Genomic DNA, 19,067 nt, shown 5'->3' on the forward strand with positions numbered 1-19,067 from the left:
GGCGCCCGGGTTCGCAGGGAGGATGTCCCTTCCTCTCTCCGTCCTCGATCTCGCCTCCGTCGTCGAGGGGTCCTCGCACGCCGAGGCGCTCGCCGACACCATCGCCCTCGCCCGGACCGCCGACCACCTCGGGTACCGCCGGTTCTGGGTCGCGGAGCACCACGGGATGCCGGGCGTGGCGAGCTCCGCTCCCGCGGTCCTGATCGGCGCGATCGCCGCGGCGACGGAGCGCATCCGAGTCGGCTCGGGCGGGGTCATGCTGCCGAACCACTCGTCCCTCGTGATCGCCGAGCAGTTCGGGACTCTCGTCGCGCTGCACGGCGACCGCATCGACCTCGGCCTCGGTCGCGCGCCGGGCACCGACCCGCTGACGACGTCCGCCGTGCGCCGCGGCCACACGTCCGAGACGGCCGACGACTTCCCCGACCAGGTCCTCGAGCTGCTGGCCTACTTCGGCACCATCCCGCCCCTCCGGGGCGGGCAGGGCGGCCGGATCGTCGCCGTTCCCGGCGCCGGCGATGCCCCGCAGCTGTGGCTGCTCGGGTCCAGCGACTTCAGCGCCCGCCTCGCCGGGATGATGGGCCTGCCGTTCGCATTCGCACACCACTTCGCGGGCGGCCGGAACACCCCGCGCGTGTTCGACCTGTACCGGCGCGCCTTCACCCCGTCCGTCGTGCTGGCGGAGCCGCAGGCGATGGTGGCGGTCGCCGCACTCGTCGCCGACACCGACGACGAGGCGCGCCGGCTGATGCGCCCCGGCACCCTGTCCATGGCGCGGCTGCGGTCGGGCAGGCCCGGCCGGATGCCGACCCTCGCGGAGGCGGAGGCGCACTCCTGGACGGACGCGGAGATCGACTACCTCGACGACCGCATCGCGACCCAGGCGATCGGGTCCCTCCCGGTCGTGCGGGGCAGGATCGACGAGCTCGTGGAGGCGACCCGGGCAAACGAGGTGATCGTCGTGCCCCAGGGTCCGGACCTGGCGACCCGGCAGCACACCCTCCGCGCCCTGGCCTAGGCCGACGCCAGCGTCGCGGCGGCGTCGCGGAGGTCCCCCCTGCAGCGGAGGCGATGATCCGCTCGCCGATGTCGGGTTCTCGAGACCTTCAAGCCGCACGGATACCGGCCGGCGTTCGCCAACCGCCACGGGACCGTCGCGGTGATGCGGAACGACCAGGCGACCGAGCCGAGCTGTCGGGATGCGGGGCCCGGGTGTCCGCGTTGCGCCGCAATCGTCCCCGAGCAGATGCTCGTGGGCCCTGTCGCCCTTGTCGATGCGGAGGTTGTGCTCGACAATGGCCAATTCAGCCGATCCCGAGGAGAGGTTCAGGATGCCCGTCACGGTCGCCGAGGACAGCGTCAGAGCCCGGCACAGCGTCGCGGTCTCCGGCGTGCCCGGAGCCCGGCCGATCGTCTTCGCACACGGGTTCGGATGCAGCCAGGAGATGTGGCGCTTCGTCGCACCGCACTTCGAGACCGATCACCAGGTCGTGCTCTTCGACCACGTGGGCGCCGGCAGCTCGGACCTCACCGCCTACGACCGGCGCAAGTACGACTCCCTCCACGGCTACGCCGACGATGTCCTCGAGATCCTGGCGGCCCTCGACCTCGAGGACGCCGTCTTCGTCGGCCACTCCGTGAGCGCGATGATCGGGGTGCTCGCCGCGTCCCGCGAGCCCTCCCGCTTCGGCGCCCTCGTGCTCGTCGGTCCCTCTCCCCGCTACGTGAACGACGACGGCTACGCCGGGGGATTCGGCCAGGAGGACATCGACGCCCTGCTCGACACGCTCGACGCGAACTACCTGGGCTGGTCGTCGACCATGGCGCCGCTCATCATCGGCAACCCGCAGCGACCCGAGCTCGGGGCCGAGATGGTTGCGAGCTTCTGCCGCACGGATCCCGCGATCGCTCAGCACTTCGCGCGCGTGACGTTCCTGTCCGACAACCGGCGCGATCTGCGGGACGTCTCGGTCCCGACCCTCGTGGTGCAGTGCCGCGACGACCTGATCGCACCGCAGAGCGTCGGCGAGTACGTGCATCGGGAGATCCGCGGGAGCCGGTTCACGGTGCTCGACGCCACGGGGCACTGCCCCAACCTCTCGGCGCCCGACGAGCTCGTCCAGGCCATCCGCTCCTTCCTGGCGTGAGCCCGCTCCGACATGACCACTCGCGCGACATGACGGGCGCCTCGGGATCGGGCATGCCCCGGATCCCCCCGGAGGACCTGTACGAGCACGCCCCGTGCGGACTCCTCGTCACGAGCCCCGACGGCACCGTGCTGCACGTGAACCGCACCCTTCTCGACTGGACCGGCCATCCCGAGGAGGAGGTCAGGGGGCGACCCTTCGACGCTCTGCTCACGACCGGCAGCCGACTGTTCGCCGAGACCCGCTACCGCCCGGTGCTGGCCCTGCAGGGCGAGGTCCGCGAGCTCGCCCTGCGGCTTCGCCGCGCCGACGGCGAGGATTTCCCGGTCCTCGTGAACGCGATCACGTCGACGACTCCGGAGGGGGACGCGGTCGTCCGGCTCGCGGTGTTCGAGACCACCCAGCGCCACGACTACGAGCGCGAGCTGCTCGCGGCTCGGCGGGAGGCGGAGCGCTCGGAGGCGCACGTGCGGGTGCTGCAGGATGCCGCCACGCTCTTCGGCGAGACGGGTACGCGAGCGGCCGTCGCGGAGGCCCTGGCCGACGTCGCCGGGCGCGCCCTCGACGCCGCGCCGAGCGCGGTCCTCCTGTTGCAGGGCGGCGACCTGCAGGTCGCCGGCGGCAGCCACCCGGCCGGTCACTCGGTATCGCTGGGGAAGGACGGACCGGAGCTGCGAGCCCTCCGGGAGGGCGTCGCCGCTCTGCGGAGCCTGGAGGAGGTCGAGTCGCAGTTCCCCCGGCTCGCGCCCGTCTTCCGCGCCGCGCGGGTCGAGGCCGAGAGCGTCACGGTCCTGCTCGAGGACGGCGCCGCCGCCGGGGTGCTCGCGTGCTTCTTCGGGCGGCGCCGGGAGTTCGACGATCACACGCTCGACCTTCAGGCCGCGCTGTGCAGGCTCGCGGGACAGGCCCTCACGCGCATCGCGCTGCAGCGGACGCTGCGCGAGCTCGCCCTGCAGGACCCGCTGACCGGGCTGCCGAACCGCGCCCTGCTGCAGGATCGCGTGGCCGACGCGGTCGTGGAGGCGGGGCGCAGCGGCCGGTCGATGGCGCTCGTCTTCGTCGATCTGGACGGCTTCAAGAGCGTCAACGACCGGTTCGGCCATCATGTCGGCGATCTCGTCCTCGAAGAGGTGGGGAAGCGCCTCGGGGGAGTGATCCGCCGCAGCGACACGATCGGGCGGCTCGGCGGCGACGAGTTCATGGTCGTCTGCGCCGACACGGACGCTCGAGCCGCCACGCGCGTCGCGCAGCGCATCTCCGAGGCGCTGCGGGCGCCCATCCCCGGGGTCCCGGAGGAGATGAGCATCACGGCGAGCGTCGGCGTCGCAGTGCATGTGCCGCTCGGGGACATGCCCGTCCCGGTGGAGGAGCTGATCCGCAGCGCCGATCAGGCGATGTACGAGGCCAAGCGCAGCGGCAAGGACCGGACGAAGATTGTGACGGTGCCGGCCGGATCGCGGCGCGCGGACTAGTCGCCGAGCCGGTCCTCGAACGAGGCGTCGTCGTACCAGTCGAGGAAGCTCGTGGCGGCGACGGGGCGCGGGCCCTCGCTCTCGTAGAGGTCGAAGGAGGGGTCGCCGAACCACGTCGCGCCCGGGGTCGCGACGGGCTCCCGGGGCACCTGCCGGTGCCGGACGATCAGCTCGCGCCCGAGCTCCCGGGCGCGCACGCCGCCGAGCGTGTCGCCCTCGAGAGCGCTGAGGATGCACGCCTTGAGCAGCACGTGGAAGGACAGCGCGAAGGCCTCGGGCTCGCGGAGGCTTGCCTCCCGGCCGAGGCGTGCGAGGGCCGCGCGGACGTGCGCCAGGTGCGCCACGTCGGGCCGGCCCTGGCGGTTGTCCCGTCCGAGGTCGATGAGGACCTCGAGGAACGGGATGGCCTCCTCCTCCTCGCTCTGGAACCACTCCTCCAGCACGTCGAAGACGGCGAGCAGGCGCGACTCGGGGTCAGTGCCCCGGGAGCGGGCGGCGGCCTCCGTCACGGCGATCGTCCACTCGCGCTCCCGGTACACGACGCAGGCGGCGGCGAGCGCCTCCGTGCTGGGGAAGGCCGAGGTCAGCTCCTGCTGGGTGACGCCGGCGGCCTCCCGGATGCTCTCCTCGCTGACGCCGCGGAGGCCGCGTTCGGCGAAGAGCGGGTAGGCGGCGGACAGGATTCGCTCACGGGGGTTCAGCACGTTCTTCTCTCTTCGGCGGCCCGGCGAACCTCGAGAGGAGGTCCCGTAGCTTTGCGTCGCCGGCTTACGCCGGGTTTGCCCTTGTCGGTGAGGTGGCGGGGATCTCCCCGGGGCGGAGGCGGTGCCGCCGCGTCCGGGGAGGATCGTCACGCTACGCCGGGGGTTCGACCGGGACAAGGGTGGGCGCCGACACGCGGCTCCCACGCATCCGGGGGTTGACCGCCTCGCACGGCTCGCGTAGAAGCACGGCGGCCGGGCCGAGCCGCGCTAGGGTCGGCCGATGGAGCTCGTCTTCCTGCAAGGCCCGGCGGCGTCGGGGAAGCTGACCACCGCCCGTGCCCTGGCCGAGAGCACCGGCTTCGCGCTGTTCCACAACCACCTGGTGGTGGACACGCTGCTCGCTGTGTTCCCGTTCGGCAGCGCCCCCTTCGTGCGGCTACGCGACCGGTTCTGGATCAGCACCTTGACGGAGGCGGCGCTCGCCGGCCGCTCGCTCGTGTTCACGTTCACACCGGAGCCGACGGTGCCCGCCGACTTCCCGTCGCGCGCTCGGCGCGCGGTGGAGGACAACGGGGGACGGGTCGTGTTCGTGGAGCTGACGGTGTCCGAGGCCGAGCAGGAAGCACGCATCGAGAACCCGGATCGAGCGGCCTACCGGAAGCTCGCCTCGGTCGAGACGCTCCGCCGGATCCGTGCGACGGGAGACGGGTGGACCAGGCGAGAACCGATCCCGACGGACCTCTCCATCGCGACGGACAGCAGCGCGCCCGCGGATTCGGCACGGGCGATCGTCGCCGCCTTCGGACTGCGGCCGGTGGAGGGGCACGAGCCGTACCCGGGCTGAGGGGAGTCGGAGGGGACGACGGGAATCGAACCCGCACCATCAGTTTGGAAGACTTATCCGAGGGCTACGACATGTCGCCCAGGCACTGATCTCACCGGCATACTTCTTGATTTATCTCGCGGCGGCCGCGCAGTAGAGCCTATGTGATTAGGGGCACGAACGGGGCACGTAACGGTTCAGATCCCCACGGGTGCTGCTTCCGGAGGCGGCTGGCGCTGGTTTGCCTGGCCTGCGAGGTTGGCCTCGACGGCTCGCGGGGTGTGAATGCGCGCGGGCTGTGACCTGCTCGGGCATCGTGACGGCCACCGCGACTCCACACGGCTTTGGGCCGTGAACCGGCCGGCTGGAACTACGACACGAGGTTTGAAGACCCCCCTGTGCGGACCCGGCCTGCGTCAGTCTGAAAGTCGTTGGGTAGTGGAAGCGGGACGTTTCCCCCTGTGAGATCTTGCGGCGGAGCAGAGGGCGGCAGAGTACCGAAGGCTCAAAGCAAGACAGCAGGCTCGAGAGCGCTACGAGTGGCGGCGCTGAGTAACTGATCCAGGAGTGGACCGCCAAGCAGAGGCGCCTGACGGATCTCTTCCACACGGCCTCGTCAACACCCGGCGGGAACAGGAGACGACCCGGCTGACGCCACCGCGCGCAAGCGCCGACGGTCGGCACATCAATGTCGGGGTCACCCTACTCTTCCTTTCGCCAGGTCGTTCGGTGCAGGTGAGTAGGTGCGGGCGCAGACCCCGATACTCCGCCGGGCAATCGGCTGGCGATTTGGCAATCACGCCCGTATCACTGATCAGGGGCATGCGAGCAGAAAACCCAGACGAGAGCCGGTCAAGAGAGAGACCAGCGACCTCGAACTGCCCTCGTGTCATCTCTACGAAAGCGCGGCTACACGAGCGACCGCGAAGAGCAGGACCAAGAAGAGGAGTCCGAAGTGGCCTTTGACGACCCGAACGACGACATGATGCGCAAGCCCGTGGACCGCACCGGCCGCAAGTACGGCAGACTCACCGTCCTGGGCCGAGTCGAGGACTACGTGAGTCCTGCTGGCCACCGCCAGCGTCGGTGGCTCGTGCAGTGCGAGTGCGGGTCCCCTGCAAAGGCTGTGATGGGCAGCAACCTTCAGTCAGGGGTGACGAGATCCTGCGGCTGCTACGCGACCGAGGTGAAGCGCTCCAAGCGCAGGTAGCCATCGGGCGGCCGCGCTGCACAGTGCGACCCAAGGCTGTCGGTGCGAGAACTGCCGATAGTTGCCCCTGGGAGGAAGAAGGGGGAAGCATGGCTGGTCGCTACTGCTCGATCTGTTACAACGGCCGCCGTGCGGAAATCGAGGGTGCGCTGATGAGCGGTCTCAGCGTTCAACTGATTTCGCGTCGTTTCGCGGTATCTGACGACAGTCTCTACAGACACACAAGCCGGCACCTCGGCCCCGAAGTCCGAGAAGCCCTGCGTGAAGGTAACGCCATCAGGGTAGGGGATCTGCTACGGCGGGTCATGGACGTTGCAGATGGAGCTCGTGCCGCCCGGCTCGATGCAGCCGCCGCTGGGAATCATCCCGCTGCGGTGCGTGCCGGCGACGGCGAGATGCGAGCCCTCAGCGTCATCTTCGACAAATTCGGAGTGGACGACGAGGGCGTGGCCGATCTGCTGGATCAAGGGGAGGCGCTCGCGATCGCGGTTCAGAGGCTCATAAAGAGGACACCATCCGCGGGGCTTTGCTCGCAGAGGAGTTGCGTCGGCTCGAGCAGCCGGAGTTCGCTGACGTGGTGGAGCGAGTGGCGATCTCGACAGCCGCCTGATTCTGCGACCGATGGCCCGGTGTGCACTCCTCCTCGCTGGAGCGAGTTGGGCCGCCCGCCTTCGCTCATCTTGTGCTGGACGGCGAGAGCGGGCTTCCGGAACCTCGCTCACCGCCTCCGAAGGGAAGTACGCCGGAGACGACCGTCGAACTCGCCTGCGACTTCCATGAGGAAGCGCACCCGATCTGATCGGACGCAGGAGCAGGCGAGCCCTCCCTCTCACAGGGCCATAGCTAGCTACGCACGGGCGCTCAGCCCGCTCAGCGCGGACTCCGGTCGGCTGGCAGAAGAGATTGGTCGAGAGGTCCACGCAAACGAGCACGTGGCGCAACGCACGTATCGATGGGCGAGCGCCGCCGGCGTATCCGTAAGCAATTGCGCTCGCGGCAACTCGGCGCCACCGCGGAGAAGGGGTGACCCGGGAGGGCCGGCCGCGCCCTGCTGCCGCAACCGCTTCACGCAGCGATGCGGCCCTGACGGAGTACGCCGAGCTCCTTGGCGACATGGGCGACTGGGCGGCGATGCAGTGAGTACCCGGTGCACCAGCAAGACCCGGCGACCGACGTTTAGACGTGCATGAGCGTGAGACACGAAACCCCCCGGCAGTGAAGAACTTGGCAGCTCCATCAAGCCAGGAGTTGCTCGCTTCACAGAAACTTCGCCGTCCCTGCCGAGTACATGCAACGCCTTGGTAGGACGATTGGCCCTGTCCGCGCTCACGAACGGCCTCGAGGGTGGGCTTACCCGTTCCGGAAGTTCTTGTCATCGAGGGCGGGTACAGAACACGGGGTTCGGCACCGCCCTCAACGCGAGGGAATCACCGCCATGAAGGGGAGGACCGATGGCAGTTATGATCGTGCCATTCTCGCGAGTAATGCGCGTCGCGCCTCCGCGAGAACTCGTATGGGCGCAGAGCTCGCTGGACGCTGGATACGACCTCGACGACATCATAGAGTCAAAGGAGCAGGGCGGAGACACCCGCGCGTTTCGCGTCCCTCGTGCAATCCTCGTGTATCAGTCGCTCCTACGGCAACAAGGCGCGTCATCCGCTCAGCTATTCGCAGTTGCGAAGGCAATCGATGCATTGGCCGCGGAGGCTGCAACTAATTCCGGTATATGGACGAATGGACTACAAGCCGCCGCCGAACTGCGGAATTGGTCCTCCGGCCTGAGGCCGCGGATGGTGTGGGGTCCCGCACGGGGACGAGGTGGCGGCGGGGCAGGCGCGGACCCGCGACTTGCGTGGACACCCCATCCGGATGAACCGGCCTTCCCGCCCGGCCCACGATCGGGACTGGCAGATCTCCCGTTCCAACCCCCGGAGCTTCCCGAGGCCGATTCGGTGGCAGGCCTTGCTGAGTACCTGACGGGTCTCAGCCAAGGGGTCGCCATGTTGCCCCACATTCGATGGAGCGGCGAACTAGATCTTGTACCCATCGAAGCGACCTGGCTGTCGCCGAAATTGGTTCAGGAGCGGGTGAGCACAGATCCTCGGCCCTCGCTGTTCGTCATCGAGGACCTAGAACTCGTCCTCACGCCGCATCCGCCCGAGGCGGATGAGCTAGTCACCGATGTGGCCATGCTCCCCGCCGAGAGCCGAGCGATACGACTCAACTCCTGGCGGGACTTGGAACCGATTCGGGGTAGTCATGTGGCGGACTCTCTGTCGAGTTACGCAGCGGACACCCTGGAGCGCGCCCTCTTGAACTCCTCGAGCACGTTCGCTACTAGCCGACCAGAGCAGGATTGCTTCGACGTCTATGCTGGCGAAGGTCACGGCCGACGCATACTACAAGTCGAGGGTGCCGGCGAGGGAGTCGACGTAGGCCTGCAGCAGTACCTCGGACGGGACGTCCTGGGGCAGGCGTTGCTGGACGGGCTGCGGACTGTTACCAATCGGGCGAACCTCTATCGGCATGGCCACGGAATGGGGGCCGGAGGTCAATCAGGTGAGGCGCGCACCGTTGGCAACGTCAATATGCGACGCGATCTCACCTACCGATTCACGAGTCAGGCACGACTCTACGATGTTGAGGTTGCACTCCGGGGCGTCCGGCTCGGATTTAGCAACGGACGACTAGGGAGTTGGCGACAGGGGCCGCTGACTGCGATGCAGTCCTTCCTTGATTCCGTACTCACGCAAGGACAGCGAGAAGCAGCGCATCGGTTGGTTGGCCTTGCCTCAGGAGCCGCTTCCTCTGCGGGTGCGGTCCAGCACACGATCGAGGGTCTCGAGGGTGACCGAGGCGGGTTCGGCGTGACGGCGTTGCAGCCTCAGGAGAACCCGGCTCTCTACGACGTCCAGAGCGGGAAGCAGCGGGCATACCGCTGGCGCCCGGGTTATCGTCAGGTTCTCTCCACGGATTCCTTCAGGCTGATCGCCGACTACACGAACGTTCGACCCCTGCTGGGTCAGGTGGACGCGCTGGATCAGTACGCTCGCGGCCTCCAAGATGTGGATCTGGACGACCGAACCAGCCTCGTGGATCAACGAAAGCTCCTGACAGATGCCCTAGGCGACATCTCCGACCCCGAGCAGCGTTCGGCGGCGTACGCAGGTGCGTTGCGACCTGACAACGTTATGCGGCTTTCGGTGGATCGATCGTGACTTCGGAGACCGAACGACCTTCACTGCCGCAGACGGAGGAACCAGAACTAGATTCGGAAGCGCGTCGACCGAGCGGTGAGAAATTCGAGGACTTGCAGCCCAACCAGAAGGATACGAAGCAAACCGTCGGAGGCGCCGTATTCCTCGAGAGGGCCGAGAGCGCAAACGCCACCATCGGTGTGTCCAAGCAGGTCACCCCTGATACATCGAAGTCCCAAGGGGCGCTGGACATACTCAGGAACATCTTCAGCGGATCGCCACCCCCAACACAGCTCGGTCCTGACCCTCCGCCGGCTGCGCCCACGGCGAATCGATCAGACGGCGCGGCGCCGACCGCGCCGCCACCCCCCGGGACCGTTCCCCAGACCCTCCACTCAACGATTCCCACCGGTGAGTCGGCCGCACGTGATCGCGCTGAAGGAACTCCGATCCGACCTGACCCGCGCGACGCCGGACCCAGCGCCGTTGCAAGTCAGGCCGGAGGGGTGGCCGCAAGCGTTTCTTCCTCCAGTCGCCAGCCATCGAGTCCGGCGTCTCCAGTTGTCGGGTCCTTGCAGTTCAACAGGAGCGGAGTACAAGGCACCTATGCTGGCCCCTCGGGAGGACATCGCTTCCCGTCCCCAATCGACGGACGTGGCATCTATCGCAACGGGCCATTGGGCAAGCAAATGTGGGAAAACGGAAGCCGCCTACGTGTACCGACGGTCGTTGAGGTAACCTCTAGGGCGCGGATGGACATGCTATTACGGCAAGCGGCGCGTCTTGGTGTTGCGGCGTTAAGAAGAATTCCCATCCTTACTCTTCTATCCATGTCATCCGACAATAACTCCTCCGCTTCGAATTTCGGCGGTCAGGGGGTTGGTATAGATGCGCCCGGACCGGACAAGCCAGGATCTCCAATGGTTGAACCGTGGGACGTAACTCGGCGGATCCGAGATCCGAACAGTTTTCGACCCGGTTTCCTGGACCCTCGGTCGGTCCCGAGATATCCGATGGAAGAGCCGGGCGGCGAGGATATTGTCGACTACCTTGCTCGCACGCGGACGAGCCAAGAGCAGAAGGACTGGGCGCGATCCGGCGAGTGGTATCTCGACCCGTTCGAGAACAGATGGAAGTTCTATGAAGGAGGATCCCTACATGCGGATCACTTCATTCCGGTCGCGATGTTTCCCCAACTGTTGCGAGGATGGAATTCGCTGACCTACGAGAATCAGCAAGCGATCGCTCGTGACCCGGTGAACATACAAGCGCTACCGGGATGGCTGAATAAGTCAAAGCAGGACACGCTTGGTAGCCAGTGGGAGAGGGCGCCCGCGCACGAGGGAAGCACGGAGTACCGGGATATCAATCACGAGTGGAGGCTGGAGTCCGAGAAGCATGAGCTCTGGATGATCGACTACCTGCAGCGGCAGGTCGACAAGCTGCTTTATCTCCAGCAACCCTGAAATGCCAAACCGGTCGCCGAGCGCCACCAGAGAGGTAGAGACCGCGCGAAGCGGAACAGACGGCAGATCCCAACTCCACAGCGGCCTTGACTACCTCAGTCGTCACGCCGCCAGCCGATCCGGTTCAGTTGGGTTGCCTGACTCGGGTCGCGTCCGCTTCGCCTCCAACGCGGCTTGGATATTGGTATTGATGAACTGCTCACGCGTGCGCGGGCTGTTCCGTTTCCCTGGTCTGCGTGTGTAGGAGCGGGCGTCCTGCATCCGACCCGCAGCGCGGTCCCGTCCTGTTTCCGCGACGTCCGTCGGGCGGGCGGGGCTGTAATGGCTTCGGCCCTCTTTCGCCGTTATGAGTGCCCGTTATCAGTACACCTGCCAAGTGTCGGCCGCTGTACAGCAGAGACGTGCGCGTGCTGGCGGGTGTGACCGCGCAGCGCTCCTGGGTTGGTCGAATTACGGTCGTATTTGGACCGCTCTGACTGGAACGCACCCGTCCATATCGAAGGTGCTCGCCGCGATCCAATACTCGTTCCAACCGGTGTGATACAAACTGCGATACAATTGACGAGTATCGGAACGAGAGGAGCTGTTGATGGCTCTAGTGGGATACGCGCGGTGCAGCACCGTTGACCAAAACCTCCAACTGCAACTCGATGCCCTGACGGTGGCTGGTGCCGACAAGGTCTTTTGCGACCAGGGCGTATCCGGAGGTTCTCGTCAGAGACCGCAACTAGAGGCATGCCTCGAGTATCTGCGCACGGGGGACGTGCTCGCTGTGTGGCGGTTCGATCGACTCGCGCGCAATACGCGGCATCTACTGGAACTGCTTGATGATCTCGGCGAACAGGGTGTCGGGTTCCGCTCATTGACGGAGGCGGTGGACACCACCAGCGCCATGGGAAAGGCCATGACCGTGATAATCGCAGCCTTCGCTGAGTTGGAGCGGAACGTGATCGTGGAAAGGACGCGAGCCGGCCTCGAAGCGGCGCGAGCGCAAGGCCGAGTGGGCGGGCGACCTCGTGCTCTCGACGAAAAGAAGATTGCCATCGCTCGCGCCCTACATCAGTCGGGCGGCCACAGCATCGCCGAAATCGCTCGAACGCTTGGGGTGGGAGAGGCAACGGTCCACCGGGCGCTGACGCTCGAGAAGCAAGGCGCCGGGCACGTAGCTGCTCAAGAGATAGGGGCATGACTCCCGCTCAGACAGATCGCGCCGTCGGCGCAATACTCGGGATGGCGTGCGGTGATGCGTTAGGAGCGCCTTAGGAATTCGGTCCGCCGCTTTCCGATGAAGCGCCCGTTGAGATGAGGGCAGGCGGCGGATTCGGATGGGCACGCGGGGAATGGACCGACGACACAGCGATGGCTGTTCCATTGCTCAAGCTCGGGGCCATCGGCGGAGGATTTGGTCCTGGCGCCTCGCTCGACGGGGTCGTGAGCCAATGGGCGGGTTGGTCGCGAACCGCGAAGGATGTAGGGATTCAGACGCGGCGGTCCTCAGTTCAATGAACGAGATGACGGAGAATGCCGCCCGCGCTGCAGCTCTGTCCCTACACGAGAATCGCGGCAGGTCGGCGGGAAACGGTTCGTTGATGCGCACGGCTCCAGTCGCGCTCGCTCACTTGGCAGACGAAGCAGTCCTTGCTTCCGCCGCGCGCAGAGTGAGCGAGATGACGCACTATGAAGCTGATGCGGGTGACGCCTGTGTCATTTGATGTTCTGCGATCCGCCGCGCCGTACTGACTGGGGAGCTCGAGTTGTTGGCAGGAGTCGAGCTCCTGCCGCGAAGTCGGCGGGATCGTTGGATCCGGTTCATTCGGGAAGCTGAGGCGAAGCGTCCCCAAGACTTCCCGGGCAACGGGTGGGTGGTCCAGGCGCTGCAGGGCGCTTGGTCTGCCATCGTCCACGAGTCGTCTCTGGTAGGCACGCTCAAAAGCGCCGTCCGAGGCGGTCGCGACACCGATACCGTGGCGGCAATCGCTGGCTCCCTGGCCGGCGCTGTCTACGGCGGATCCGCCCTTCCCGGCGACTGGCGGCGTGTCCTGCATGGCTGGCCGGGACTGAGGGCAAGGGATTTGAGCAGGTTCGCGATCCTGACTGCGAATGGTGGGCGTTCGGACGAGCTTGGTTGGCCCGCCGCCGATCGTCTTGACAGCGCCGGGGCGGACGTCCTCGTTCAACACCCGCACGACGCCGGTGTCTGGCTCGGCTCCCTTGCTGCCTTGGATCGCCTCCCGGGTGAAATCGACGCTGTCGTCTCGCTGTGCCGTGTGAGTCGAAACCAGACCGACCGTGAGGTGATCGAGTACTGGTTGATCGATCGGGACGATCCAGAGATGAACCCGAACCTGTCGTTCGTGCTAGGCGACGCGGCTGACACTGTGGCTGCGCTTCGAGCGGAGGGTCGGATGGTCCTTGTCCACTGTGTTGAAGGGCGCAGTAGGTAGGACGCCTGTTGTGGCAGTCGCGTACGCAGCGCGCCATCTTGGACTGCCCCTGAGGGAGGCCCTCCAAGCGATCTATTCCGTCCTTCCTCTGGCCAGGCCAGCGCCGTTCCTCCTGGCCGCATTGCGAGAGGCGGCTAGGTAACTCTATTTTTCACCGCTGGTTCCCCTTCACGCAGTGACTGTCGAGTTGACGGAGTGCTCGCCGACGGGTCGGGGCAATGGCTGCCGTCTCCGTTTCAAGCGACGGTGGCGAATTGGAGGCCGTCGGCACGTCCCGAGAAGAATTCCTGCGAACAACAAGTAGTACAAAGAAGAATCTCGGCTGGGCGGCCCCCAAGGCCCCCAAGCCGTTGGGGTTAGCGGGGAGCGCTTGCTCCTCGTTGTCGGTGCTGATCTCGCTAGTGCAGTCGGTTCCCGAGCCGGCCAAGTTCCCTGGCCCACGGCGCGCCGCAGGCCCCGGGCCCGTTGAGGACCGCTTGCTAGGCGTGCTCGCGCCAGCCGAGAGCGGTCACCATGTTCTGAGCCAGCTGGAAATCCCATGTCCGCACCTTGCCTGCGTACGCCAGGCACGAGGCGACGGTGGCCTCCTCGAACGGTGTGAACGAGCCGTCCCGTTCTTCGACAAAGGCGGGCACCTCGATCGCGTGAGAGGTTGTGACGAAGAACCGCTGTGCCATCTCCCCGGTATACAGACGATCGCACCACTGGTCAATACAATGGCTGGTACAATCGAGGATCCATCGGTGCTGACAACTTGGCAAATCGAGCTATGTTCGACTGGTGGAGGCGAACAGCGGTACGGCACCGACCTGAGCCGGCAAGCGATAAGTGAGAGCATGATTCGCGAGCAGGACTAGCCCGAATATCGCAAGCCCCGTCAAGTGGTCTCCCTTCCTCTTGCCGCTAATCACAGTCGTTTCAGCAGTTCCGACTTCTTCGCGCTGAACTCTGCGTCAGTCAGAACGCCCGCGGCATGCAGCTCGCCGAGCTTCTTGATCTGATTGAGCACATTCGCATTCGCGGGCGGTGCAGAGATGGACGACTTGGTGGGAACCGTTCGTTGCTCCATCGGACCGCTCAGAACGGCCTGGGCGGCAGCCTCCACAGCCATCGCGGCCTTGTCTCCGAGGCGAGTCCAATCCCCGGTGTCCTGAAGTGTGTGCACCTTCTTATCGGTTGCGATCGTCAGGAACACCACGCGTTTCTCGTTAGACGCGAGCCAACTCAAGCCCATCGTCATGACGCCGGCCGCTGCACGCCCGCCGAAGCTCTTGTCCTGCACCTGGAAGGAATGCTTGACGGAACGGAGCTTTTCGTATGGGGTGGTCTGAGTCATCAGGAGCGCAACGCGTACATAGCCTCCTTCGTAGATCTCGATCGTGTAACCACCAAAAAAGTTCCTATGAACGAGATCGCCGGCGCTGGCGGCCTCCCGACTTTCTTTGGCTCGCTTTTCCCTGTCTGCCTGCGCCTTTCTTATGGCATCGCCTGCCTGTCCGAGAAAACCCGGCTTCGGCGTCGGGTAGAATTCCTTGCCAAACTTGGTCATGCTCTGAATCCTTCTCTGCCAGCCGGGCGATCAAGGGAGTATATCGCGCTGTTCGCCGCTTCTCGATTGTGTCGGCGGCTTGTTGCGAGGGCGGCGTGTCCGCGAGGTATGACGAGAGGCGATGGACCCCAGCGGGCGAGCCGCAGGGGCGCGCCCTGCTGGCCGAAATCTTTGGTCACCCGAAGTGCATCGAAAAGGGGTCAGCCGCTGTTCTCAAGATCTTCGAGTCTTTTCATGATCCGCACTGGCAACTCTGCCGCTGAGAGCCGGTACTGAGCCCACTTGTCCTGCGTCCCCGCCTTGAGCGAGGCTGAGAATCGGAAGCGATCGTTCGTCGTGGGCCGGCCGCAGGAGGCCTCGAAGTTCGGGCTCGGCACAAGCCACGCCTGTTCGATCGCTCCCTTCGCGTTGTCGATGAGAACGAACAGCAGATCCAAGTCAGTGCGCGGCCGGAAGGTCGTTGAGCGAATGAAGGCTTGGAAGCGCCCTCGCCCCACCACTGCGCCGTCAGCCATCCTCGCCTTAACCTGAACGGCGAGGGTCGCCGTGGAGCCGCGAAGGTGGAATACGAGGTCCACGCCTTCGTCGTCGACCAGCGAGGTGGACACGTTCAGGCGTCCCCTGGTTGTGAGAATGCAAACCGACGCTACGAGGTACTCGGCCGCCTTTCCCATGCGCCCCGCGTCAGGCGACTTGTCCAGGTAGTCGTCCCCGATTTCGTCCACTTCCGCATCCTCTCAGTCTCGTCACTGTCATTCCCGCCGTCGCAGTCCAGTGTTGCCTCGGCTGGAGTCCCGTTGCTTCTTGTCTCCGAAGCCGAGCGGACGGGGCGGGGGACCCGTCCGACGATCGGCGCGGCCCGTGTTGGGCCCCTCTGGAATCCCGTTGCTTCTCACGAAGCTCGGGGGAGCAGCGGCACGCGTGGGCTCAAGGGGCATCAGATGTGCTTCGTGGGGCGCCTCTCATCCGGCATGAGACTCGACGGCCCTCACCGACGGCATCAGCGCGGATGCCCGCGCGGCGACGCTGTGGTCACGCTCCTCGAGCGCGTGCTGGTATCGCATCGCCGCAGCGATGGTGCGATGACCGGCTCGCTGCATGTTCTCGCGGGGCGTGGCGCCCGCCTGAGCCATCAAGGTGAGGCTTGTGTGCCGGATATCGTGGAAATGGAACTCCGGCACGCCTCGAGCGACGCAGGCCTTCCTCCACTGCTCGTACAGGTACCGGCGGCGGATGGGGCCCTTTGCGCGTGGACTTGTGAAGAGCGGGGCTTTTGGAAGCATCGGCTTTGAGCGGAGGTAGTCGGCCAGGAGGGCCAGAACCTGCTCGGGAATCGCCACCGTGCGCCGATTGCCTGTCTTGGTCTTCGTGACGACGGTACCTCCCGGGACCTCCTGAACGTGACGCTCCACCAACAGCGTCCCGGCCTCGAGGTTCAAGTCCGATCGTCGCAGCGCGCAAACCTCCCCTAGACGCAGGTGAGCGCCGAAGGTTAGCCATAGCAGAGGCCGAAGCTCGGCCGGGTGTGCCTCGATGATCGCTTGCTGCGTTCCTATTGGAAGCTCGGGACGGCGTCGCGACATGTCCTTCCCTGCCTTTTCGCGCTGGCAAGAGTTCTCGCGCACCAGCCGGTAGCGGACGGCCTGCCGCATCAGGCCGGAGAGGAGGAAGTAGGTGTTCTTGAGGGTCACGGGCGGCATGCTCCTCGCCGCACTTGCATACCAGGCGTCGACCACGAGCACGGTGATGGCGTTGAGCTTCATGTGTCCGAAGGTCGGCATGAGGTGCTTCCTCAAGAGGGAGCGGTAGCCCTGCACCGTGCGAACCGCGAGCTCGGCTGAACGGATCTCGAGGATCCTCTCCGCGAAGACCCCGAAGCGCTTCTCGCCGCCGGACGCGTCACGCCAAGTTCCCCTCTCAATGTCCGACTTGGCCCTCGCGGCCGCCCTCCCCGCCTCGCGCATTGAGGTGAACGTGCCTGCGGATCGCCGGCGACCATCCGGTCCTCGATACCGGGCCTGCCAGTTTCCGGAGGGTAGCTGCCGCACATCTTCGAATCGTCGGGGCGTCTGCTTCGCCACGGGAGTCTCCTCGTCGTCTCGCCGGATCCTCAAGCGAGGTCCTACACAGTGATACGGACGAGCGAGGCGAATCGACAGCGCCCCGGGAAATAGGGGCACGCTAGGGGCACCCGAGGCGCCTCGTCCGTCGGGCGACGCGAGACGGGTCATGCCTGGTGAGGCCTGGTATTGATTGGAGGGGACGACGGGAATCGAACCCGCACCATCAGTTTGGAAGACTGAGGCTCTGCCATTGAGCTACGTCCCCGACGCCGCGGCACGCCGCGACAGCGCCCGAGTCTAACGCATCCGCTCGGCCGGGATCCGCGGCAGGGCCCGGTAGCGCGCCCTCTCGGCCGGGTCGAGGTGCTCGGTCGCGTAGGAGAGAGCGGTGCGGCCCATGGCGCTGGCATTCTCGTCGAGGAATGCCACGAGACGGTCGCGGGAGACGCGCTTGCCCAGCTCCCGCAGCATCCAGCCCACCGCCTTCTGGATCAGGTCCTCACGGTCTCGGAGCAGCAGGGACGCGATCGACAGGACAGGGCCCGGATCGCCCGCCTTGGTGGAGGCGAAGGTGGCGATCATCGCGGCCCGGCGCTCCCAGATCGTCGGAGCGCCGGCGAGTCGCTGGAGCAGGTCGGACGGGTGGTCGAGAAGGTACTCGCCGATCAGAGCCTCCGCGGAGGTGTCCACGAGGTCCCAGTTGTTGACGAGCCCGCGGCCGAGCGCATGGAGGTAGTACTCGTGCAGCCGCGTGCGGGCAGCGTCGTCGCGGGTGCGCCTGGCGGAGGCCGTGCGGAACCGGGCGACGAGGATCAGCAGCCCCGCGAGCCGGTCCTCGTGGAACCCGCTCTCGAGCAGGATGCCGACCTCGGACAGGGGCATGCCCGCCGCCCGCGCGACGACGCGCCGCGTCGCCGGGACGCGGACGCCGAGGAACCGGTCGCCCTCGCCATACTGGCCGGGGCCGGCCTTGAAGAAGCCCGCGAGGACGGCCGCGTCGGCCGGGTTCGAGACCTCGCGGAGCTCCTTTCGGACCTGCTCGGCCGTGACCGCGGTCAGCGGCGCTCCGCCACCGGCTCTCGCGGCACCGCCGTCGGTGCGCTCGGCCGGAGGCGCTCGATGGTGCGCTCCGTCTCGTCGACGGCCTCCTGGAGCAGATTCCGCAGAGCGGTGTCGACGTCCGGGATGCAGGCTTCCGCGACGCCGAGCACAGCCACCGTGGCCATCGCCTCGCCCGTGCGGACGGGGGAGCGGCTGCTCGAGTGGCCGACGGAGTCGCAGAAGCGGCGGCTCCACTCCTCGGCGTCCGGCACCATCGCGAAGGCATCCGCCACGCGCTGGCGGACCTCCGGGTCGTCGTCGCCGAGGCGCCGCAGCTCCTCGAGGGCGTGCCGGGCGCCGACGCCGAGGGCCCGCTGCCGCTCCATGCTCGCGACCGGCAGAGCGCCGACGACGGCCCTCAGAGCCACCCGGAAGGCGATCCGCGGATCGCTTCCCGACAGCCCCACGACGCGCGGCACGAGCGGAAGGAGGCCGTCGCGCGCACCATCGGAGATGAAGTCGTTGACGCCCCGGGCGATCGTGCCGAGGACCGGATGGGTGCAGCCCGGATGGTCGCTCCAGCGCTCGCCGGCGAGGAACGAGGCGTACTCCATGAAGCAGGCGCCGCGCTTGGGATTGCGGTGCCGTCCCGCTGACAGCGTCGGCAGGAAGGACGGCGGGGAGACGATCGATGCGGTCATGAGGACCTCCGCGGGGTGATCTTGCCCGCATTGTCTCTCCCCTTCCTGCGCTCCGCCAGGGGGATGGACGTATTCGTCCAGGTCCGCTTCCGGCGGACCCGCTAGACTCGACCAGGCCAATTTTCGGGGCGCGGTCCCGATCGCCCGGCCGCAGCGGTCGTGCCACGACCGGGGCGTAGCTCAGCTTGGCAGAGCGCCCGCTTTGGGAGCGGGAGGCCGCAGGTTCAAATCCTGTCGCCCCGACGAAGAG

16 protein-coding genes, 2 tRNA genes, 1 pseudogene and 1 riboswitch are annotated in these 19,067 nt (G+C 66.6%); of the genes and pseudogenes, 10 read left to right on the forward strand and 9 right to left on the reverse strand.

Going from position 1 to position 19,067, the window contains the following annotated elements; all coding sequences use genetic code 11:
* Window positions 1-22: 22 nt before the first annotated feature.
* The 3 genes from J3P30_RS10450 to J3P30_RS10460 all read left to right on the forward strand — a co-directional run bounded on the left by J3P30_RS10450 (window position 23) and on the right by J3P30_RS10460 (window position 3,619).
* Complete coding sequence (locus J3P30_RS10450) at window positions 23-1,018, forward strand: LLM class flavin-dependent oxidoreductase (protein WP_210480965.1); 996 nt, start codon at window positions 23-25, stop codon at window positions 1,016-1,018.
* Between the two features lie 313 nt (window positions 1,019-1,331).
* The gene (locus J3P30_RS10455) at window positions 1,332-2,147 is read left to right on the forward strand and encodes an alpha/beta fold hydrolase (protein ID WP_210480966.1); all 816 of its coding nucleotides are present in this window, start codon (window positions 1,332-1,334) and stop codon (window positions 2,145-2,147) included.
* Between the two features lie 53 nt (window positions 2,148-2,200).
* Window positions 2,201-3,619 carry a diguanylate cyclase gene (locus J3P30_RS10460; RefSeq protein ID WP_210480967.1) on the forward strand — a complete coding sequence of 473 codons (1,419 nt, stop codon included), beginning with the start codon at window positions 2,201-2,203 and terminating at the stop codon, window positions 3,617-3,619.
* Here J3P30_RS10460 and J3P30_RS10465 read toward each other — a convergent pair.
* Window positions 3,616-4,323: a TetR/AcrR family transcriptional regulator gene (locus tag J3P30_RS10465; protein ID WP_210480968.1), complete on the reverse strand. Its 708-nt coding sequence runs from the start codon at window positions 4,321-4,323 to the stop codon at window positions 3,616-3,618. The genes J3P30_RS10460 and J3P30_RS10465 overlap by 4 nt on opposite strands.
* A gap of 11 nt (window positions 4,324-4,334) precedes the next feature.
* Window positions 4,335-4,413, reverse strand: a riboswitch (cyclic di-GMP riboswitch).
* A 190-nt stretch (window positions 4,414-4,603) separates the two neighbouring features.
* Here J3P30_RS10465 and J3P30_RS10470 point away from each other — a divergent pair.
* Window positions 4,604-5,167 carry a hypothetical protein gene (locus tag J3P30_RS10470; protein ID WP_210480969.1) on the forward strand — a complete coding sequence of 188 codons (564 nt, stop codon included), beginning with the start codon at window positions 4,604-4,606 and terminating at the stop codon, window positions 5,165-5,167.
* Between the two features lie 1,482 nt (window positions 5,168-6,649).
* On the opposite strand, the gene J3P30_RS10475 is transcribed toward J3P30_RS10470, so the two are convergent.
* Window positions 6,650-6,823 (reverse strand): hypothetical protein, encoded by a 174-nt coding sequence (locus J3P30_RS10475; RefSeq protein WP_210480970.1) that lies wholly within the window; start codon window positions 6,821-6,823, stop codon window positions 6,650-6,652.
* A gap of 1,533 nt (window positions 6,824-8,356) precedes the next feature.
* Here J3P30_RS10475 and J3P30_RS10485 point away from each other — a divergent pair.
* The 5 genes and pseudogenes from J3P30_RS10485 (at window position 8,357) to J3P30_RS15705 (ending at window position 13,463) form a co-directional block, all read left to right on the forward strand.
* Window positions 8,357-9,574, forward strand: coding sequence for a hypothetical protein (locus J3P30_RS10485; protein WP_210480972.1), 1,218 nt, complete (start codon window positions 8,357-8,359; stop codon window positions 9,572-9,574).
* A 992-nt stretch (window positions 9,575-10,566) separates the two neighbouring features.
* Window positions 10,567-11,019 (forward strand): hypothetical protein, encoded by a 453-nt coding sequence (locus tag J3P30_RS10490; protein WP_210480973.1) that lies wholly within the window; start codon window positions 10,567-10,569, stop codon window positions 11,017-11,019.
* Between the two features lie 589 nt (window positions 11,020-11,608).
* Window positions 11,609-12,208, forward strand: a complete 600-nt coding sequence (locus J3P30_RS10495) for a recombinase family protein (protein WP_210480974.1) — start codon at window positions 11,609-11,611, stop codon at window positions 12,206-12,208.
* 113 nt (window positions 12,209-12,321) lie between these two features.
* Window positions 12,322-12,525 carry an ADP-ribosylglycohydrolase family protein gene (locus J3P30_RS15700; protein ID WP_374058553.1) on the forward strand — a complete coding sequence of 68 codons (204 nt, stop codon included), beginning with the start codon at window positions 12,322-12,324 and terminating at the stop codon, window positions 12,523-12,525.
* Window positions 12,526-12,530: 5 nt separating this feature from the next.
* Window positions 12,531-13,463 (forward strand): annotated as a pseudogene (locus J3P30_RS15705) (ADP-ribosylglycohydrolase family protein).
* Window positions 13,464-13,942: 479 nt separating this feature from the next.
* Here the strand turns inward: J3P30_RS15705 and J3P30_RS10505 are convergent.
* The 7 genes from J3P30_RS10505 to J3P30_RS15215 all read right to left on the reverse strand — a co-directional run bounded on the left by J3P30_RS10505 (window position 13,943) and on the right by J3P30_RS15215 (window position 18,817).
* On the reverse strand, window positions 13,943-14,140 hold the full coding sequence (locus tag J3P30_RS10505; RefSeq protein ID WP_210480975.1) for a hypothetical protein: 198 nt from the start codon (window positions 14,138-14,140) through the stop codon (window positions 13,943-13,945).
* Between the two features lie 230 nt (window positions 14,141-14,370).
* A complete protein-coding gene (locus J3P30_RS10510; RefSeq protein ID WP_210480976.1) occupies window positions 14,371-15,012 on the reverse strand; it encodes an SHOCT domain-containing protein in 642 nt (213 codons plus the stop codon).
* 200 nt (window positions 15,013-15,212) lie between these two features.
* The gene (locus J3P30_RS10515) at window positions 15,213-15,737 is read right to left on the reverse strand and encodes a hypothetical protein (RefSeq protein ID WP_210480977.1); all 525 of its coding nucleotides are present in this window, start codon (window positions 15,735-15,737) and stop codon (window positions 15,213-15,215) included.
* Between the two features lie 237 nt (window positions 15,738-15,974).
* Entirely contained in the window at window positions 15,975-17,093 is a 1,119-nt protein-coding gene (locus J3P30_RS10520; protein WP_210480978.1) for a site-specific integrase, read from the reverse strand.
* A gap of 173 nt (window positions 17,094-17,266) precedes the next feature.
* A tRNA-Gly gene (locus J3P30_RS10525) sits at window positions 17,267-17,340 on the reverse strand.
* Between the two features lie 32 nt (window positions 17,341-17,372).
* The gene (locus tag J3P30_RS10530; RefSeq protein ID WP_246853270.1) at window positions 17,373-18,134 is read right to left on the reverse strand and encodes a DNA alkylation repair protein; all 762 of its coding nucleotides are present in this window, start codon (window positions 18,132-18,134) and stop codon (window positions 17,373-17,375) included.
* On the reverse strand, window positions 18,131-18,817 hold the full coding sequence (locus J3P30_RS15215) for a hypothetical protein (RefSeq protein WP_246852756.1): 687 nt from the start codon (window positions 18,815-18,817) through the stop codon (window positions 18,131-18,133). The genes J3P30_RS10530 and J3P30_RS15215 overlap by 4 nt, the downstream gene beginning before the upstream one ends.
* A gap of 169 nt (window positions 18,818-18,986) precedes the next feature.
* Here J3P30_RS15215 and J3P30_RS10535 point away from each other — a divergent pair.
* Window positions 18,987-19,060: transfer RNA gene (locus tag J3P30_RS10535), tRNA-Pro, on the forward strand.
* Window positions 19,061-19,067 lie beyond the last annotated feature (7 nt).

Source organism: Naasia sp. SYSU D00948, assembly GCF_017916515.1.
Taxonomy (GTDB): Bacteria; Actinomycetota; Actinomycetes; order Actinomycetales; family Microbacteriaceae; genus Naasia.

What these genes read in the sequence shown, in the direction of transcription:
- J3P30_RS10490 (WP_210480973.1), top strand. Translation starts at nt 10,567, where the DNA reads ATGGAAGAGCCGGGCGGCGAGGATATTGTCGACTACCTTGCTCGCACG.
- J3P30_RS15215 (WP_246852756.1), bottom strand. Translation starts at nt 18,817, where the DNA reads ATGACCGCATCGATCGTCTCCCCGCCGTCCTTCCTGCCGACGCTGTCA.
- J3P30_RS10450 (WP_210480965.1), top strand. Translation starts at nt 23, where the DNA reads ATGTCCCTTCCTCTCTCCGTCCTCGATCTCGCCTCCGTCGTCGAGGGG.
- J3P30_RS10455 (WP_210480966.1), top strand. Translation starts at nt 1,332, where the DNA reads ATGCCCGTCACGGTCGCCGAGGACAGCGTCAGAGCCCGGCACAGCGTC.
- J3P30_RS10510 (WP_210480976.1), bottom strand. Translation starts at nt 15,012, where the DNA reads ATGACCAAGTTTGGCAAGGAATTCTACCCGACGCCGAAGCCGGGTTTT.
- J3P30_RS10505 (WP_210480975.1), bottom strand. Translation starts at nt 14,140, where the DNA reads ATGGCACAGCGGTTCTTCGTCACAACCTCTCACGCGATCGAGGTGCCC.
- J3P30_RS10495 (WP_210480974.1), top strand. Translation starts at nt 11,609, where the DNA reads ATGGCTCTAGTGGGATACGCGCGGTGCAGCACCGTTGACCAAAACCTC.
- J3P30_RS10460 (WP_210480967.1), top strand. Translation starts at nt 2,201, where the DNA reads ATGCCCCGGATCCCCCCGGAGGACCTGTACGAGCACGCCCCGTGCGGA.
- J3P30_RS10485 (WP_210480972.1), top strand. Translation starts at nt 8,357, where the DNA reads ATGTTGCCCCACATTCGATGGAGCGGCGAACTAGATCTTGTACCCATC.
- J3P30_RS10470 (WP_210480969.1), top strand. Translation starts at nt 4,604, where the DNA reads ATGGAGCTCGTCTTCCTGCAAGGCCCGGCGGCGTCGGGGAAGCTGACC.
- J3P30_RS15700 (WP_374058553.1), top strand. Translation starts at nt 12,322, where the DNA reads ATGAGGGCAGGCGGCGGATTCGGATGGGCACGCGGGGAATGGACCGAC.